This window comes from Lentzea sp. NPDC005914, from assembly GCF_040629405.1.
Classification (GTDB): domain Bacteria; phylum Actinomycetota; class Actinomycetes; order Mycobacteriales; family Pseudonocardiaceae; genus Lentzea.
This window is the reverse complement of record NZ_JBEXVQ010000004.1, coordinates 277,846-292,589: the sequence shown is the minus strand read 5'-3', so window position 1 is coordinate 292,589 and position 14,744 is coordinate 277,846. Positions and strand designations below refer to the sequence as shown.

At 70.2% G+C, this 14,744-nt stretch carries 14 protein-coding genes and 1 pseudogene; 9 read left to right on the top strand and 6 right to left on the bottom strand.

From position 1 onward, the window contains the following. Positions 1-4: 4 nt before the first annotated feature. Both ABZ345_RS08520 and ABZ345_RS08515 read right to left on the bottom strand, forming a co-directional pair. Positions 5-2,329, bottom strand: coding sequence for an ABC transporter permease (locus ABZ345_RS08520; protein ID WP_359844354.1), 2,325 nt, complete (start codon positions 2,327-2,329; stop codon positions 5-7). Continuing rightward, entirely contained in the window at positions 2,326-3,018 is a 693-nt protein-coding gene (locus tag ABZ345_RS08515; RefSeq protein WP_359844352.1) for an ABC transporter ATP-binding protein, read from the bottom strand. The genes ABZ345_RS08520 and ABZ345_RS08515 overlap by 4 nt, the downstream gene beginning before the upstream one ends. A gap of 103 nt (positions 3,019-3,121) precedes the next feature. Here ABZ345_RS08515 and ABZ345_RS08510 point away from each other — a divergent pair, with 103 nt between their 5' ends. Together ABZ345_RS08510 and ABZ345_RS08505 are read left to right on the top strand one after the other, a co-directional pair. Next, complete coding sequence (locus ABZ345_RS08510; RefSeq protein ID WP_359844350.1) at positions 3,122-3,934, top strand: histidine kinase; 813 nt, start codon at positions 3,122-3,124, stop codon at positions 3,932-3,934. Continuing rightward, positions 3,931-4,590, top strand: coding sequence for a response regulator transcription factor (locus ABZ345_RS08505; RefSeq protein ID WP_359844348.1), 660 nt, complete (start codon positions 3,931-3,933; stop codon positions 4,588-4,590). Before ABZ345_RS08510 ends, ABZ345_RS08505 begins: the two co-directional genes overlap by 4 nt. Here ABZ345_RS08505 and ABZ345_RS08500 read toward each other — a convergent pair. From ABZ345_RS08500 to ABZ345_RS08490, 3 genes are read right to left on the bottom strand one after another with little or no spacing between them, the layout of a single operon-like run. Next, positions 4,557-5,708, bottom strand: coding sequence for a SpoIIE family protein phosphatase (locus ABZ345_RS08500; protein ID WP_359844346.1), 1,152 nt, complete (start codon positions 5,706-5,708; stop codon positions 4,557-4,559). The genes ABZ345_RS08505 and ABZ345_RS08500 overlap by 34 nt on opposite strands. Further along, the gene (locus tag ABZ345_RS08495) at positions 5,705-6,499 is read right to left on the bottom strand and encodes an alpha/beta hydrolase (RefSeq protein WP_359844345.1); all 795 of its coding nucleotides are present in this window, start codon (positions 6,497-6,499) and stop codon (positions 5,705-5,707) included. Before ABZ345_RS08495 ends, ABZ345_RS08500 begins: the two co-directional genes overlap by 4 nt. Further along, positions 6,496-7,062, bottom strand: coding sequence for a hypothetical protein (locus ABZ345_RS08490; protein WP_359844343.1), 567 nt, complete (start codon positions 7,060-7,062; stop codon positions 6,496-6,498). The genes ABZ345_RS08495 and ABZ345_RS08490 overlap by 4 nt, the downstream gene beginning before the upstream one ends. Before the next feature lie 64 nt (positions 7,063-7,126). On the opposite strand from ABZ345_RS08490, the gene ABZ345_RS08485 reads away from it, so the two are divergent. Continuing rightward, on the top strand, positions 7,127-7,819 hold the full coding sequence (locus tag ABZ345_RS08485; protein WP_359844341.1) for a hypothetical protein: 693 nt from the start codon (positions 7,127-7,129) through the stop codon (positions 7,817-7,819). On the opposite strand, the gene ABZ345_RS08480 is transcribed toward ABZ345_RS08485, so the two are convergent. Next, complete coding sequence (locus tag ABZ345_RS08480; RefSeq protein ID WP_359844339.1) at positions 7,816-9,306, bottom strand: tetratricopeptide repeat protein; 1,491 nt, start codon at positions 9,304-9,306, stop codon at positions 7,816-7,818. The genes ABZ345_RS08485 and ABZ345_RS08480 overlap by 4 nt on opposite strands. 39 nt (positions 9,307-9,345) lie before the next feature. On the opposite strand from ABZ345_RS08480, the gene ABZ345_RS08475 reads away from it, so the two are divergent. The 6 genes and pseudogenes from ABZ345_RS08475 to ABZ345_RS08450 all read left to right on the top strand — a co-directional run bounded on the left by ABZ345_RS08475 (position 9,346) and on the right by ABZ345_RS08450 (position 14,684). Further along, complete coding sequence (locus ABZ345_RS08475) at positions 9,346-9,702, top strand: hypothetical protein (RefSeq protein ID WP_359844337.1); 357 nt, start codon at positions 9,346-9,348, stop codon at positions 9,700-9,702. A gap of 246 nt (positions 9,703-9,948) precedes the next feature. Continuing rightward, the gene (locus ABZ345_RS08470; protein ID WP_359844335.1) at positions 9,949-11,091 is read left to right on the top strand and encodes a histidine kinase; all 1,143 of its coding nucleotides are present in this window, start codon (positions 9,949-9,951) and stop codon (positions 11,089-11,091) included. After that, positions 11,088-11,744, top strand: a complete 657-nt coding sequence (locus ABZ345_RS08465) for a response regulator transcription factor (RefSeq protein WP_359844333.1) — start codon at positions 11,088-11,090, stop codon at positions 11,742-11,744. The genes ABZ345_RS08470 and ABZ345_RS08465 overlap by 4 nt, the downstream gene beginning before the upstream one ends. A 40-nt stretch (positions 11,745-11,784) precedes the next feature. Then, positions 11,785-12,330 carry an SMI1/KNR4 family protein gene (locus ABZ345_RS08460; RefSeq protein ID WP_359844331.1) on the top strand — a complete coding sequence of 182 codons (546 nt, stop codon included), beginning with the start codon at positions 11,785-11,787 and terminating at the stop codon, positions 12,328-12,330. A 131-nt stretch (positions 12,331-12,461) separates the two neighbouring features. Beyond that, a pseudogene (locus ABZ345_RS08455) lies at positions 12,462-14,270 on the top strand (glycoside hydrolase family 3 protein); the annotation flags it as partial. A 24-nt stretch (positions 14,271-14,294) separates the two neighbouring features. Continuing rightward, positions 14,295-14,684, top strand: coding sequence for a carbohydrate-binding protein (locus tag ABZ345_RS08450; protein ID WP_359844474.1), 390 nt, complete (start codon positions 14,295-14,297; stop codon positions 14,682-14,684). The last annotated feature ends 60 nt before the right edge of the window (positions 14,685-14,744 follow it).

Below are 14,744 nucleotides of genomic sequence, written 5' to 3'. Positions count from 1 at the left end.
CCCCTCATTCGTTGTGCAGCACGGTGGCGATCGACAGGCGTGCGGCTCCCCTGGCCGGCACGAGCGCGCCGAGCACGGCGATCACGACTCCCGCGAGAGCCAGCAGGGCGAGCGCGGGCGCGTGGTAGACCTCCATGAGGACGTCGACGGCGTCGGCCTGGCCCGCGTGCGCCATGGCGGGCACGACGAGCTGGTGTGCCGCCACGCCGAGAGGCACCCCGGCCAGTCCGCCGACCACGCCCAGCGCGCCCATGGAGGTCACCAGCATCGCCGTGACCTGGCGCGGGGTCATGCCGATCGACTTGAGCATCCCGAGGTCGCGGCGGCGCTCGCGGGCGTTGAGGACGACCGTGTTGAACACGCCGAGCGCCGCCACCGCCCCCAGGACCAGCGTCAGCGTGATCGAGGCGCTGACGATGATCACGCCGGTCGACGACGAGCCGTCGCGCGGTGGCATGACGCGCAGGCCCGAGTCTCCCTTCGTGATCGCGGCCGTGTAGGTCGCCCGGTCCGTGCTGTTCGTGAACCTGGCCTGGTAGGAGTGCGCGCGGGTCCCCGGTGCGAGAACGCTCAGGGCGCTCCAGTCGGCGAAGATCTGGTCGTCGTTGTTGGTGAGCACGACCCCGACGATCTTCAGCGCCGTCCGGTTCTCCTTGGCCTGCACGGTGATCGTGTCGCCGACGGCGAGTCCGCGCTGGTTGAGGAACCTCGACGGCACGACGACCTGGCCGGGTGCGTCCGGCCAGTGCCCGGTCAGCACGCGCGGGCCTAGCGCGCCGGTGTCGCCGCGGTAGAAGAAGATCGTGGCGTTCTGGGTGCCGCCCGCGACCTCGGTCTCCAGCTGGGAGATCGCCAGCACCGCGTCCGTGCCGGGCAACGAGCGCAACATCTTCTCGTCGTCGGCGTCGCTCAACGTCGCGTTGGGCGGCTCGCTCACTGCCGGGTTCATCATGGGCGGAAGCCCTTGTGTCCGTCCGGCCAGGACCTCGACGCGGTCGGCGTAGGACGGGCGGACCGCGTTGTTGTAGCCCGTCACCGACATCATCACGCCCGCGGCGAGCGTCACGGTCATGACGCCCAGCACGACCGACGCCAGGGTGAGCGCGCTGCGGCCCACGCGGGCGAACGGCACGCCGAGGCCGAGGCTGACCGAGCGCGGCAACGGCGTTCCGGTGAGCCACCGCTGGATCCTCAGCGCGCGACCGGTGTGCGTGGTGGTGCCCGCGCTGATCGCCCTGGCGGCCGGAAGCCTGCGGGCTCGCAGTGCCGGGACGAACGCGGCCGAGATCACGAGTGCGGGCATTCCCAGCATTGCCACCGCGTTCACCCACGGCGCGAAGCTCATCTCGGTCACACCGAATCCCTGGACCGCGTCCTGCACGATCGGTTTGGCGAAGAAGTTGCCCGCGAGCGTCCCGAGCACGCAGCCCGCGACCGCCGGGATCGAGACCATCACCAGGTACACCGCCATGACCTGGCCCGGTGTGAACCCGAGTGCCTTGAGCATGCCGGTGTGCCGGAAGCCCGCGACCACCGCGCCGCTCACGACGTTGGCGACGATCAGCACGGCCACGACGAGACCGAGAATTCCGAAGATCATCAGGAACGGGATGAACACGCCCAGCTCGGACGTGACCTTGTCCTTGACCGTGAGGTGCGACAGGCTGCCCAGCACCGCGCCCTCGGGAAGGCCCTGGGTGACCGTCTTCTGGTCCTCGGCCACCTTGGCCGCGGTGCCGGCGTCCGGGAACCGGTAGAGCATCTGCCACGCGGTCGGGTGCAACGCTTTGACCTGCTCGGGAGTCACCCACGCGTCGGCAGAGCCGGTGACGGAGTGCGCGAACCCGACAACAGTCAGCTTGGGCAGTCCGGCGGCGGTGATCTCCAGGCCGTGGCCGTTCGGGCCCTCTTCGCCCGGCGCGCGGTTCAGGACGATCTCGCCGGGTGCGGTGGCCCAGCGGCCCTGCCAGACGGTCAGGCGGTCGACCGGGCCGCCCGGATCCTGCCGGCCCGCCACGGTGAGCGTGCCCAGGAAGACCGGGCTGGTCGATGTGTCCACTGTGGCCTGTGCGAACGGGCCCGCGTACTCGGTCTGCCCCGCCGCCTGCTTCACCTGGTCCGCGGTGGTTCTGGCGGAGTCGAACGCCGTGGCGAGGTGTGCGCCGCGCTGGGTGGCGAAGGCCTTGTCGAATGGTGCCGCGGAGGATTCGAGCAGCCCCAGGGCCATGACGATGGTCGCGGTGGAGGCGCACACGACAACGCCGATCACAATCGTCTGCAGCATCCGCCGCCGCACCGCAGCCCACGCCGCGGTCCAGACCGCGCTCACGGGGTGCGCTCCAGGCTCTGCTCGCGCGCGATCCGGCCGTCGACGACCTCGACCACCCTGCTGGCACACCGGGTCGCGAGCCGTTCGTCGTGCGTGACCAGCAGCAACGTCTGGCCGAACTGGTTGAGGTCGAGCAGAAGGTCCATGACCTGCTCGCCGGACCTGCTGTCGAGCGCGCCGGTCGGTTCGTCGGCGAGCAGCAGCGCGGGCCGGTTCATCAACGCCCGTGCGACCGCAACGCGCTGCCGTTCGCCGCCGCTGAGCCGGGCCGGGTAGATGTCCTTGCGGTTCTCGATGCCGAGCTCGCCGAACAGCTCCAGCGCTCGTTTACGCGCCTGCCCCGCCGCGGTACCGGTGAGCTGGGCGGCCAGCGCCACGTTGTCCAGCGCTGACAGGTCGTCGAGCAGGTTGAAGAACTGGAAGATCATGCCGATCCCCCGCCGTCGGAACAGGGCGAGGCCGGTCTCGTCCAGCGCCCCCAGGTCCGTGCCCTGCACGACGACCGAGCCCGAGGTCGGCCGGTCGAGGCCCGCGATCATGTTGAGCAGCGTGGACTTGCCGCTGCCGGACGGTCCCATCACCGCGACCGCTTCGCCTGCCCGCACGGTCAGCGACAACCCGTCCAGTGCGGTCGAGTCGCTGTACTCCTTGCGCAGGTCCGTTATTTCGACGACGACGTCGTTGTTCATGGCGGCCATCCTGTTCGCCTGACGCCGGGCCGGACATCAGTCCCGGGAGGTAACCTGCCGGACGGGGTCATCCTGGGGATGTAGCGGCTGCATCCCGGGTGTGATGCGCGCACACCTCGCGCTCTGGGAGGGTGATCGTGTGTGGGAGCTGATCGTGGCCGTCGCAGCCTGCCTGGTCGCCGTGTTCTTCGCGGTGCGGCTGGCGATGGCGAAGCACGCGTACACCCGTGCGATGGAGGAACGCGGCTGGCTGCTCGAACGCGAACGGGACAGCGCCGCGCGTGGAGCCGTGGACGCCGAACGCGCCCGGATCGCGAGGGAGCTGCACGACATCGTCAGCCACAACGTCAGCGTCATGGTGGTGCAGGCCGGAGCCGCGCGCCGGGTGCTCGCCACCGAGGCCGCGGACGCCGCCGGCGCGTTGCTGGCCGTGGAGTCTGCCGGGCGCGACACGATGACCGAACTGCGGCACATGCTCGGCCTGCTCGCGCCGTCGGCCGACGGCGAGGACCTGCTGTCGCCGCAACCGGGTCTGAGCAGACTCAGCTCGCTGGTCGACCGGATGTGCTTCGCGGGCCTGCCGGTCGAGGTCCGCATCTCGGGCGAGCCGCGCCCGTTGCCGTCCGGAGTGGACCTCACGGCGTACCGGATCGTCCAGGAAGCCCTGACGAACGCGCTCAAGCACGGCGACGGGGGCAAAGCGGACGTGACGGTGCGCTACGCCGACCACTACCTGCGCGTCGAGGTGCTCAACACCGGTCCCAGCGTGCTGTCCGGCGAGCCGGTGTCCACAAAGGACGGCGAGGGCCGCGGGCTGCTCGGGTTGCGTCAGCGCGTGGCCGTGCTCGGTGGCGACCTCGACGCGCGCCGGCGGCTCGGCGGCGGGTTCCGCGTCCGGGCGAGGATTCCGCTGTGACCGCGCCACGGGTGGTGATCGCCGACGACCAGGCGTACGTGCGCATCGGGTTCCGCATGATCCTGACCTCGGGCGGCATCGACGTCGTGGGCGAGGCGGCGGACGGCGCCGAGGCGGTGACGGCCGTGCGCGACCTGAAGCCGGACGTCGTGCTGATGGACATCCGCATGCCCACCATGGACGGTCTCGAAGCCACCCGCCGCATCGTGCGCGAGTCGCCCGGCTGCCGGGTGCTGATGCTGACGACGTTCGACCTCGACCGCTACGTCTACGACGCCCTCTCGGCCGGTGCCAGCGGGTTCCTCCTCAAGGACGTGACGGCCGAGCACCTCGTGGCCGCCGTGCGCCTCGTCGAGACGGGTGACGCTCTGCTGGCGCCGTCGATCACCCGCCGGCTGGTCGAACAGTTCGCTTCCCCGGTGGCGCGGGGCCCGGTCGTGCACGGGGACATCGCGGCGCTGACCCCGAGGGAACGGGAGGTGCTGACGCTGGTCGGGCAGGGGCGTTCCAACGCGGAGATCGCCGACGACCTGACGCTCAGCGAGGCGACCGTGAAGACCCACGTGGCGCGGATCTTCGCCAAGCTGGAGCTGCGCGACCGGGCCCAGGCCGTCGTGCTGGCCTACGAGACCGGGCTGGTCGCGCCGGGCAGCTGAACACTCAACGCCAACAACGCCGTGTCGTCCTCGACGCCGTCACCGAAGCCCGCGAGCAGCGCGGCCGCTGCGGCGATCACGGACCGCGCGGTCGCCGGGCCGCTCAGGTCGTCCAGCAGCTCTTCCTCGCTGTAACGGGTGTCCGCGTCGACGCGCGCCTCGGTCAGCCCGTCGGTGTAGAACAGCAGCGTGTCACCCGGTCCAAGATGGACGGTCGTGGTGGTGAAACGCGCGTTCGGCAGCACACCGACGAGTTGCCCGCCCGGCATGCGCACGAACTCCGCGGCGCCGGACGCGCGGATCAGCAACGGCGGGGTGTGGCCGCCGGTCGCCATCGTGATGGTCGCACCGGTGCTGTCGGGCCGGATGCGGCCGTAGATCACGGTGCACAGCCGTGGGTGCGCCTGGTTGAGCATGGCGTTGAGGTGCTGGAGCACGCCGGCTGGCTCCTGGTCGTCGATCGCCGCCGACCGCAGGGTGTAGCGCGCCAGCGACGTCACCACCGCCGCGTCCGCGCCCTTGCCGGACACGTCGCCGAGGAAGAATCCCCACCTGGTGCCGGGCAGCGGGAACAGGTCGTAGAAGTCGCCGCCGACCAGGTCGAGCGACGCGGGGTGGTAGTAGGCCGCCACCTCCACGCCGGGCACGTCGGGCAGCACCGGCGGCAGCAGCGTTTGCTGCAACGTCCGGGCCAGCCGCTGAGCCTTGTCGCGTTCCTGTTCGGCCTGCTGCCGGGCCCGCAACAGCTCCTCCTCGTACGCACGCCGGTCGCGGGCGTCGAACACCGTGGTGCGGATGAGCAGCCCGTCGCGGACCTTCGACGTCAGCAACACCGGCAGTCGCGTGCCGTCCGCGGCCTTCATCTCCAGCGCGACCCCGCCGAGTTCGCCCTGCATGTGCAGCAACGGCGCGAAGTGCGTGTCGTAGTAGATGCGCCCGCCGACCGTGAGCAGGTCGGGAAAACGCTTCTTGCCGACGACATCGCGGGCGGAGTAACCGAGCCAGCCCAGCAGCGTCGCGTTGATCTTCGCGATCGTGCCGTCCAGCAACGTCGACACGTAGCCGCACGGGGCGTTGTCGTAGAGGTCCTCGGCGGTCTCCTCGAGTGCGGGCCTCATCGGCTGCCCACGAACTCCAGGATCGCCTCCGCGGTGATCTCCGGCGCGCTGAGCTGCGGACAGTGCCCGATCGCGTCCAGCGTCACGAGCCGGCTGCCGTCGATCTGCTCGTGTGTGAACTGACCGACCTCGGGCGGTGCGATGGCGTCGACCCTGCACTGGACCACCAGCGTCGGCACGGTCACGCGCCGCAGGTCGTCCCGGTTGTCCGACAGGAACGTGGTCCTGGCGAACACCCGCGCGATCTCCGGATCCGTGCGGCAGAAGCTGTTGCGCAGCTCCTCGCCCAGCTCCGGCCGGTCGGGGTTGCCCGCGATGACCGGTGCCATCGCCGCGGACCAGCCGAGGTAGTTGGACTCCAGCGCGGCGAGCAGCTCGTCGATGTCGTCCCGGCTGAACCCGCCGCGGTAGCCGTCGTCGTCCACGTAACGCGGTGACGGCGTGAGCAACACCAGCCGCGCGAACCGCTCCGGCTCCTTGTTGGCCGCCAGCACCGCGATCATGGCGCTGACCGAGTGCCCGACCAGCACGACGTCGCGCAGGTCGAGCTCGCGGCAGATGGCCAGGACGTCGTCGGCGTACCCGTCGAGCTCGCTGTAGCGGACGGCGTCCCACTCGGTCTTGTCCGACAGTCCGCACCCGGTGTGGTCGAACAGCACGACCTGGCACCGTTCGGCGAGCATCGGGACGACGCGGCTCCACAGGTTCTGGTCGCAGCCGAAGCCGTGGGCGAGGAGCACGGTCGGACCGGACCCGGTGACGACGACGTTGTTCCTGCTCCGCACGCTCACTTCGAGGATCCTAGGCCGGATCCGCTCAGCTCTGTTCTGCGGCGGTGCAGCTCCTCGATCGCCACGTCCACCTCGGCGCGGTGCCGCCGCATCCGTTCGAGGACCTTGTCGATCGCGGTCTCCTGCTCTTCGCCCTGGACCCTGTTGTTCACGAAGTCGTGCAGGCTGTCCAGGCTGTCGTTGAGCCGCTGGACCCACGACTGGCGCCGCTTCGCCTCCTGCACCGGGTCCTTCTCGTTCCACGACGCGTCGCGCATCGTGCGGGTCAGCGCCTCGTCGGTGGCGCGGAAGTTCAACAGCAGCCTGGTGATCGCGTCCCGGACCGCCGCCACGTCCGGCCGGACCGCGCCGGTCCGCCTCGACCAGGTGCGCTGCCCGCCTCGCCGCTTGTAGTGCTGCTGCATGGCCTGCTTGGAGCGTTCGCCGTAGTCCGCGCCCAGCTGTTCCCAGGTCCAGCCGCTGTCCATGACGGACTCGATCAGGACCCGTTCGGCCTGTTCGACGGCTTCTCTCGCCCACGGCATCATCCGCAACGCGCTCAACGACTCGTTCGGCTCGCTCACACTCGTCAACGTATCCGTTGACGTTGTATTCGTCAACCGATGCGTTGACGGCATACTGGTCGTCGTGTTCGCGATGCTCACCCAGCTGGCGGAGATCCTCGCCAAGTTCGGCGGCCTGTTCGTGTCCTTCCAGCGCTCGGCCAAGGACACCGACGTGGCGACTGTCCTGATCCGCGGCGTCACCGCGCTGCAGGACCTGTGCGTGCGCGGCGAACGCCTGCTGGTCCTGGCCGGGCAGCTCGTCGACGGGGCGGGCGACGCGGACGAGTTCACAGGTCTCGTGAGGCTGCAGGCCAGGAAGATCGAGGAGCTGCAGTCGTCGCTCGAGTCCGGCAGGGAGCTGCTGGCGACCGTGGACGCGGGCGTCTACCTGGAGCTGATGCCGTTCCTGGACCGCAAGTCAGGCCTGATGACGCGGTGGGGCCAGCAGGCCGCGCTGAGCACGTTGTCGACCACGACGTTGTTCTTCCTGCCCGGCGGCACGCTGGACCGCGTGATCGGGGTCGGGCTGGACGACGACCCCACCGAGTTCGTGCTCGCCGTGTCCGACGGCGTGCGCTCCGCCAGGGCCACCGAGGTGCGGGATCTCAGCGCCGCGGTCGATCCGCGTCACGTGCCGGTCGTGAAAGCCGAGATCGCGGCGGCCAGGGACGACCTGCGCAAGGTCGGGGAGATCTGCGGGCAGCTGCTGGACGCCACCCGCGAGGCCGTGGGTCCCGAGGCGATGGCGAGCCTTCGTCGGAAGCTGGTGTCCTAGGGGAAGATCTTCGCGTGCAGCTCCGGGTCCTGCGGGAAGCGCGCCTTGGCGAAGGCGTAGCTGCCGATACCGGTGGCCAGGATGTTCACGCTGCCCAGGCCCAGCGCGCGGGCCAGCTGTTCGGCGTTGTACTGCAGGCGTTGGAACAGGCCGGCTCCCCTGGCGGTCTCGGCGATGCGGAGCTCGTCGATGTCCATCACGCGCGCTCGCAGGTCGAACCGCAGCTGCAGCAACGCGCGGAACTCGTCGCCGTCGCGGATCACCAGGTCGACGCTGCCCGTGCCGTCCGGGTAGAGGGTGACGTCGGGACGGCCGTCCAGGCGGAACAGCAGCACGTCGGCGAACTCGGCCGGGTGCAACGGGATCAGCGCTTTCCACAGCGCGACGAACTCGGCGTCCAGCTGGGCGATCGACAGCCGCGCGAAGTCCGCGGCCGTCACCTCCGCGACCGGATCGTCTGCCACCGCGACCGGCAACGGCAGGACGGGCGCGCACCGGGACAGGTGATCCCACACCGGGTCCATCGGGAACGGCGGCAGGTCCCACACCGGTTCGAGCGCCTGCCAGCCCTGGTTCCAGCGCGCGACGGCGGGCAGTGACCGCAGCCCGAACCGCAGCGCGCCCGCGATCACGCAACGCAGGTACACGCACATGCCGGGCGCGGGCTCGACCGCGAACCGGTCGGCCGCCGTGAGCATCTCGGCGTAGCTGGTCAGCGGTTGCGCGTCGGAGATCACCACGGGGATCGGCGAGTGCAGGAGCGCGACCGGGTCCTCGGGGGCGAACACGACGTTGTCGGCCATCACGATCAACGGCAGGACGTCGTCGTTCTCGACCATCACGAACTCCAGCGCCGGGTCTCCCATCGGCGTGAAGCTCTTCGTGACGCGCTTGACGTCGCAGACCGGCACGTGCAACGTCTCGCCGATCGCCGCGATCTCGACGCTGACCCGCCCGCCCGCCACCACCGCTTCCAGCCCCAGCACGTCGGCGAAGGCGGAGGCGATCGTCTCCGCGGACACCGCGTCCGGGCTCAGCGACCGCAACGGCGCGAGGTCGCCGACGTTCTCCTGGACCAGCCGCGTGACGTCGTGGTCAGCCCCCAGGACCGTGCGGGCGTCGACCAGCAACTGGTCCAGCATCTTCATCGCGCGCACCTGCTGGCCGGCGCTCAGGTAGACCAACGCCAGGTCGTTGCGCGCGATGAGCGAGTTCGCGTCTTCGGGACCCACGACCCGCTGCCACTCGGCGGCGGTGAGCTCCCAGAGCCTGACCGCCAGGTCCGGGCGCTTGTCCGCGGACCAGCCGGCGAACCACGCCTCGGTGAGCGCGGTCAGCGCGGAGACGGTGACGTGGTGGTCAGGGCCCACGAGTTCGACGACGGCCGCGAGGACCTCGTCGTGCAACCGGAACGCGTCGAGGTAGTCGCCGGCGCGGTGGTGCGCCCTGGCCCGTTCCTGCGTCGCCACCAGCTCTTCGAAGTCCACACCCCCACTGTCGCAGGAGATCGGCGGTAGCGTGGGCGCATGCCACAGATCACCGTCGAGTACTCCGGCGAGCTCAGCGACGCGTTCGACCGCCGCGCCTTCGCCCTCGCGCTGCACCAGACGCTCTCGCCGTTGGTCAGCTCGGACGTGGCCGCGTTCAAGACGCGGTTCAGGCAGATCGAGGAGTCCGTGATCGGGGAAGGGGTTCCCGGCGCGATGATCCACGTGCGGGTCGGCCTGCTGTCGGGACGTCCGGCCGAGCTGAAGCAGGAGGTGGGGCGGGTGAGCATCGGGCTCGTCCGGGAACACCTCAAGCCGGTCGAGGGCCTGCCCACCCAGCTCACGCTCGAGGTGCACGACATGGATCGCGAGCAGTACCAGAAGATCGTGGTCTAGCAACACGTGTGGAGCCTGTTGACCAGGTCCTGGCCAACAGGCTCCCCCCAGGGCCACCTTCTCCCTCGTTCGCCGGAACCGTTGCCCGGCACGGAAAACGGTACGAACGCAGCCTGCGCGCGTCGTCGGGCGCGGAGTTGAAGTCCGGGTAGACCCTTGTGGCAGCGGCGAATACACCACTCGGTTGACGCCGCACGGCCCAGTGATCAATACGGTGTCGTGATGCACCGGATGTGGAATCCGCGGATGACCGAGCCCGCGGTCGCCGTGCTGCTCACCGTCGCCGCGCTCTGGGTCGGCAGCGAGCACTTCCCGCACGGCTGGGGTTTCTCGCCACTCGCGTACGCGCTGACCGCGTTGATCTTCCTGCCGCTCGCGGTGCGCCGCCGGTGGCCGGTCCTGGTGTCGCTGACCAGCTCGCTCGCGCTGCTGGTGTACCTGGCGGCGGGCTACGACCAGCTGAACCTCAACTACTGGGGCCCGCTGCTAGCCCTGTACTCGGCGGCGTCCCTGCGGCCGCGCCGGGCGGTCGTCGCGTGCTGGGCGATCACGGTCGTCGCGATGTTCTGGTCGTCACGGCTGGTGCCCGGCATGTCGGTCGGGCTCGGGCTGGTGGAGTCCGTGCTGTTCCCGAGCCTCGCGTGCTTCTTCGGCGCGGTCACCTACAAGCTGTCCCAGCGCAACGGCGAGCTCGCCGACGTGGCGGACCGGTTGCGCGCGGAGCAGGAGGCACGGGCGGCGCTCGCCGTGGCGCAGGAACGGGTACACATCGCCCGCGAGCTGCACGACGTCATCGCGCACCACCTGTCGGTGATCTCCGTGCAGGCCGGGCTCGCCGGGTACGTGTTCGACGCGGACCCGCCGACGTCCCGCGCCGCCGTCGACACGATCTCGACCATCAGCAGAGAGGCGCTGCACGAACTGCGGCGGTTGCTCGTGCTGCTGCGGGTCGACTCGGACGCTCCCGACTACGAGGGTCCCGGCCACGACCCGGCGCCGGGCCTCTCAGATCTGCCGCAGCTCGTCGACCGGGTCCGCACCACCGGGGTGAAGGTGACGCTGGGGATGAGCGTGCCCGACCCGGACGCGTTCACACCCGGACTGCAGCTGTGCGCGTACCGGGTGGTCCAGGAAGCGCTGACGAACGTGCTGAAACACTCGCCGTGGAGCCGTGCGCGGGTGCTCGTCCGCGGCGACGTCCGTCAGCTCACGGTCGTGGTGGAGAACGACGGTCAGGTCCACCGGGAAACGGCGCCGGGGCACGGTCACACCTCGATGCAGGAACGCGCGGCGCTCTACGGCGGCACACTGGTAGCGGGGGCACGGCCGGAGGGCGGGTACACGGTCGAGCTGACGCTGCCCGTGGGCGAGATGGGGGTGCTCGAATGATCACGGTGATGGTCGTGGACGACAACAGCCTGATCCGGGCGGGGCTGGCGGCGCTTCTGCGTGCCACACCGGGGTTCGAGGTCGTCGCCGAGGCGGCCGGTGGGATGCACGCGATCCAGCGCGCCACAGAGACCAGGCCGGACGTGGTGCTGATGGACATCCGCATGCCCGGAGTCGACGGCATCACCGCGATGAAGCGCATTCTCGCCGAGGCCGGATCGGTGCCACCGCGGGTGATCATGCTGACGACGTTCGACCTCGACCAGTACGTCTACGAGGCGTTGCGGGCCGGCGCGTCGGGGTTCCTGCTCAAGGAAACCCAGCCGCGGCAACTGGTCTCGGCCATCCGGGTCGTCGCGGAGGGCGAGAAGCTCTTCGCCCCCACCGTGATCAAGCGGCTGATCGACGCCTACGTGCACCGTCCCGACGTGCCCTCGGCGCCCAGCCTCAGCGAACTGACGCCGCGCGAGCTGGAGATCCTGCGGCTGGTGGCCACCGGCAGGACCAACACGGAGATCGCGGCCGGGCTCACGATCAGCGAGGCGACGGTGAAGACCCATCTCAACCGCACGATGACGAAGCTTTCGCTCACCAGCAGGGCGCAGGCAGTCATGGTCGCCTACGAGTCGGGTCTCGTCACGCCTTCGCGTTGAGGCGCGCGGAATTGTCGGTGCCGGCCGGTACCGTGCGCGCGTGGAGATCACTGACGACCGCGCCTTCCCCGCCGCGCTGGCCGCGTTGAGCGGCATCGACTTCCCGTGGGACTACGACGAGAAGACCGAGGAGTCCGGGCCGGGCAACATCGACTACGAGCCGTACGACGAGTTCGACTCCGCCGCGGAGACGACGGACTGGATCAGAGCCTGGACCGGCAACAAGGAGCTCGACGGCGACGCGTTCCGGGTGTTCGGCCAGGACGGCACGGGCGGGTTGGCCGCGCTCTGGCTGGTGCGGCCGGGTCGTCCCCTGACCGAGCAGCCCGTGGCGTTCTTCGGCTCCGAGGGCGAGACCGGCGTCGTGGCCACCAGCCTGGGCGAGTTCCTGTGGCTGCTGGCGGGTGGCGTGGGTCCGCAGGAGGCCGTCGAGTTCGGGTCCGACAGCGGGGTGCCGCACGCCGAACTGCGCGCCGTGGCGGAGAAGTACTCGGGTGTGGCGCCCCGCACGCCGGCCGAGGTGCTCGCCGCCGCGCGCTCGGAGTTCCCCGAGTTCAACCAGACCGTCGAGTCCTGGTGCCGCTGAACGCCACCGGGGGAACCGGTCCTCGTTCCGGTTCCCCGATGGTCTATACCACTTTGGGGGCAGGGGTTACGCTCGGCCAACCCTGTTGTGCCGCAAGGTAAACAGGACCTCGTCCCCCGGAGGTCTGCCCCATGAGAAAGTTCCTCGCGGCCGTGCTCCTGCTGACGGCCTCAGCAGTCCCCACGGGCACCGCTGCTGCGGCTGACCCGATCTACAAGGACCCGGCCCAGCCGATTCCCGCGCGCGTCGCCGACCTGCTCGGCCGGATGTCGCTCGACGAGAAGGTCGGGCAGATGACGCAGGCCGAGCGCAACGCCGTGAGCAACGCGGACCTGACCAACTTCCGGATCGGGTCGCTGCTCTCCGGTGGCGGTTCCGCGCCGTCGCCCAACAACGCCACGTCGTGGGCGAACATGTACGACAGCTTCCAGAACGCGGCGAGGGCCACGCCGCTGGGCATTCCGCTGATCTACGGCGTGGACGCGGTGCACGGCCACAACAACGTCGCCGGCGCCACGATCTTCCCGCACAACATCGGTCTCGGCGCGACCCGCGACCCCGGCCTGGTGCAGCGGATCGGCCGGGCCACCGCCGAAGAGGTGTCGGGCACCGGCATCGACTGGGACTTCGCGCCGTGCCTGTGCGTCGCGCGCAACGACCGCTGGGGCCGCACCTACGAGTCGTTCGGCGAGACGCCGGAGAACGCGACGTCGATGACCACCCTGATCACCGGCCTGCAGGGCGCCAAGCTGTCGGACCCCGGTTCGGTTCTGGCCACGGCCAAGCACTACATCGGCGACGGCGGCACGACCGACGGCGACGACCAGGGCAACACGCAGGTCAGCGAGGCCGAACTGCGGGCGACGCACCTGCCGCCGTTCCGCGAGGCGGTGGCGCGCGGCGTCGGCTCGGTGATGATCACGTACAGCAGCGTCAACGGCCTCAAGACGCACGCCAACAAGTACCTGATCACCGACGTGCTGAAGACCGAGCTGGGTTTCAGCGGCCTCGTCGTGTCGGACTGGAACGCCATCGACCAGATCGACGGCCAGCCGGGCTTCACCGCGGCCGAGGTCCGCACGTCGATCAACGCGGGCCTCGACATGATCATGGTGCCGACCGAGTGGCGCTCGTTCATCACGCTGCTCAAGGCCGAGGTGCAGGCGGGTCGCGTGCCGATGTCGCGCATCGACGACGCCAACCGCCGGATCCTGACCAAGAAGTTCGAGCTGGGCCTGTTCGAGAGGCCGCTGACCGACCGCTCGTACACGCCGTCCGTCGGCAACGCGGCCCATCGCGCGCTCGCCCGTGAGGCTGTGCGCAAGTCGCAGGTGCTGCTGAAGAACCAGAACGGCGTGCTGCCGTTGCCGAAGACGGCCAGCAAGCTGTTCGTGGCGGGCAAGAGCGCGGACAACATCGGCTACCAGAGCGGCGGCTGGACGCTGACCTGGCAGGGCGGCAGCGGCCCGACCCAGCCGGGAACCACTGTGCTGCAAGGGATCCGCTCGGCCGTGTCGTCGTCCACGACGGTCACCTACAACCGCAACGGCACGGGCGTCGACGGCACCTACCAGGCGGCCATCGCCGTGATCGGTGAGACCCCGTACGCCGAGGGCGCGGGCGACAAGCCTGGCGCGATGGGCCTCGACGCCGAGGACCTGGCGACGCTGACCACGTTGCGCGCCACCGGTGTCCCGGTCGTGGTGGTGCTCGTGTCCGGCCGCCCGCTGGACATCGCGGCCCAGCTGCCGCAGTGGACCGCCCTGGTCGCGGCCTGGCTGCCGGGCACCGAGGGCAACGGCGTGGCGGACGTGCTGTTCGGCGACTACCGCCCGACCGGCACGCTGCCGTTCACGTGGATGCAGAGCGCCTCGCAGCAGCCGATCAACGCCGGCGACGGCAAGACGCCTCTGTTCGCCTACGGGTTCGGCGCGCAGTTCCCGGCCACGCAGAACGCCTACGCGCTGATCGGTGCCTCGTACTACGACGAGCAGCGCGGCACCCAGGTCGAGCGGTGCACCGACTCGGGCTGCGGCCAGAACGTCGGCTACCTGACGCCGGGCGACTACGTGGCCTACGCGGACGTCAACTTCGGTGCCACGCCGCCGACGTCGGTGACCACGCGCCTCGCGTCCGGCTCCACGGCCAACGGCACGCTGCAGTACCGGCTGGACAGCCCGACCGGTCCTCTCGTCGCCACGGTGTCCGCGGCGAGCACCGGCGGGTGGCAGACGTGGACGTCGCGGACGGCAGCAGCGTCCGGGGCGACCGGGGTGCACCGGCTCTACCTGGTGGCGGCCGGTGGCACGGGCGGCGACCTGGCGAACGTGAACTGGTTCCAGTTCGCCCGCTGACAGCTGTTGTTCGACGGGGGTTCCAGCGCTGGCTGGGACCCCCGTTCCGCGTCCGTCCGT

Coding starts and splice junctions, on each gene's coding strand:
- ABZ345_RS08515 (WP_359844352.1), bottom strand. CDS start 3,018: ATGAACAACGACGTCGTCGTCGAAATAACGGACCTGCGCAAGGAGTAC.
- ABZ345_RS08510 (WP_359844350.1), top strand. CDS start 3,122: ATGCGCGCACACCTCGCGCTCTGGGAGGGTGATCGTGTGTGGGAGCTG.
- ABZ345_RS08500 (WP_359844346.1), bottom strand. CDS start 5,708: ATGAGGCCCGCACTCGAGGAGACCGCCGAGGACCTCTACGACAACGCC.
- ABZ345_RS08475 (WP_359844337.1), top strand. CDS start 9,346: ATGCCACAGATCACCGTCGAGTACTCCGGCGAGCTCAGCGACGCGTTC.
- ABZ345_RS08470 (WP_359844335.1), top strand. CDS start 9,949: ATGACCGAGCCCGCGGTCGCCGTGCTGCTCACCGTCGCCGCGCTCTGG.
- ABZ345_RS08465 (WP_359844333.1), top strand. CDS start 11,088: ATGATCACGGTGATGGTCGTGGACGACAACAGCCTGATCCGGGCGGGG.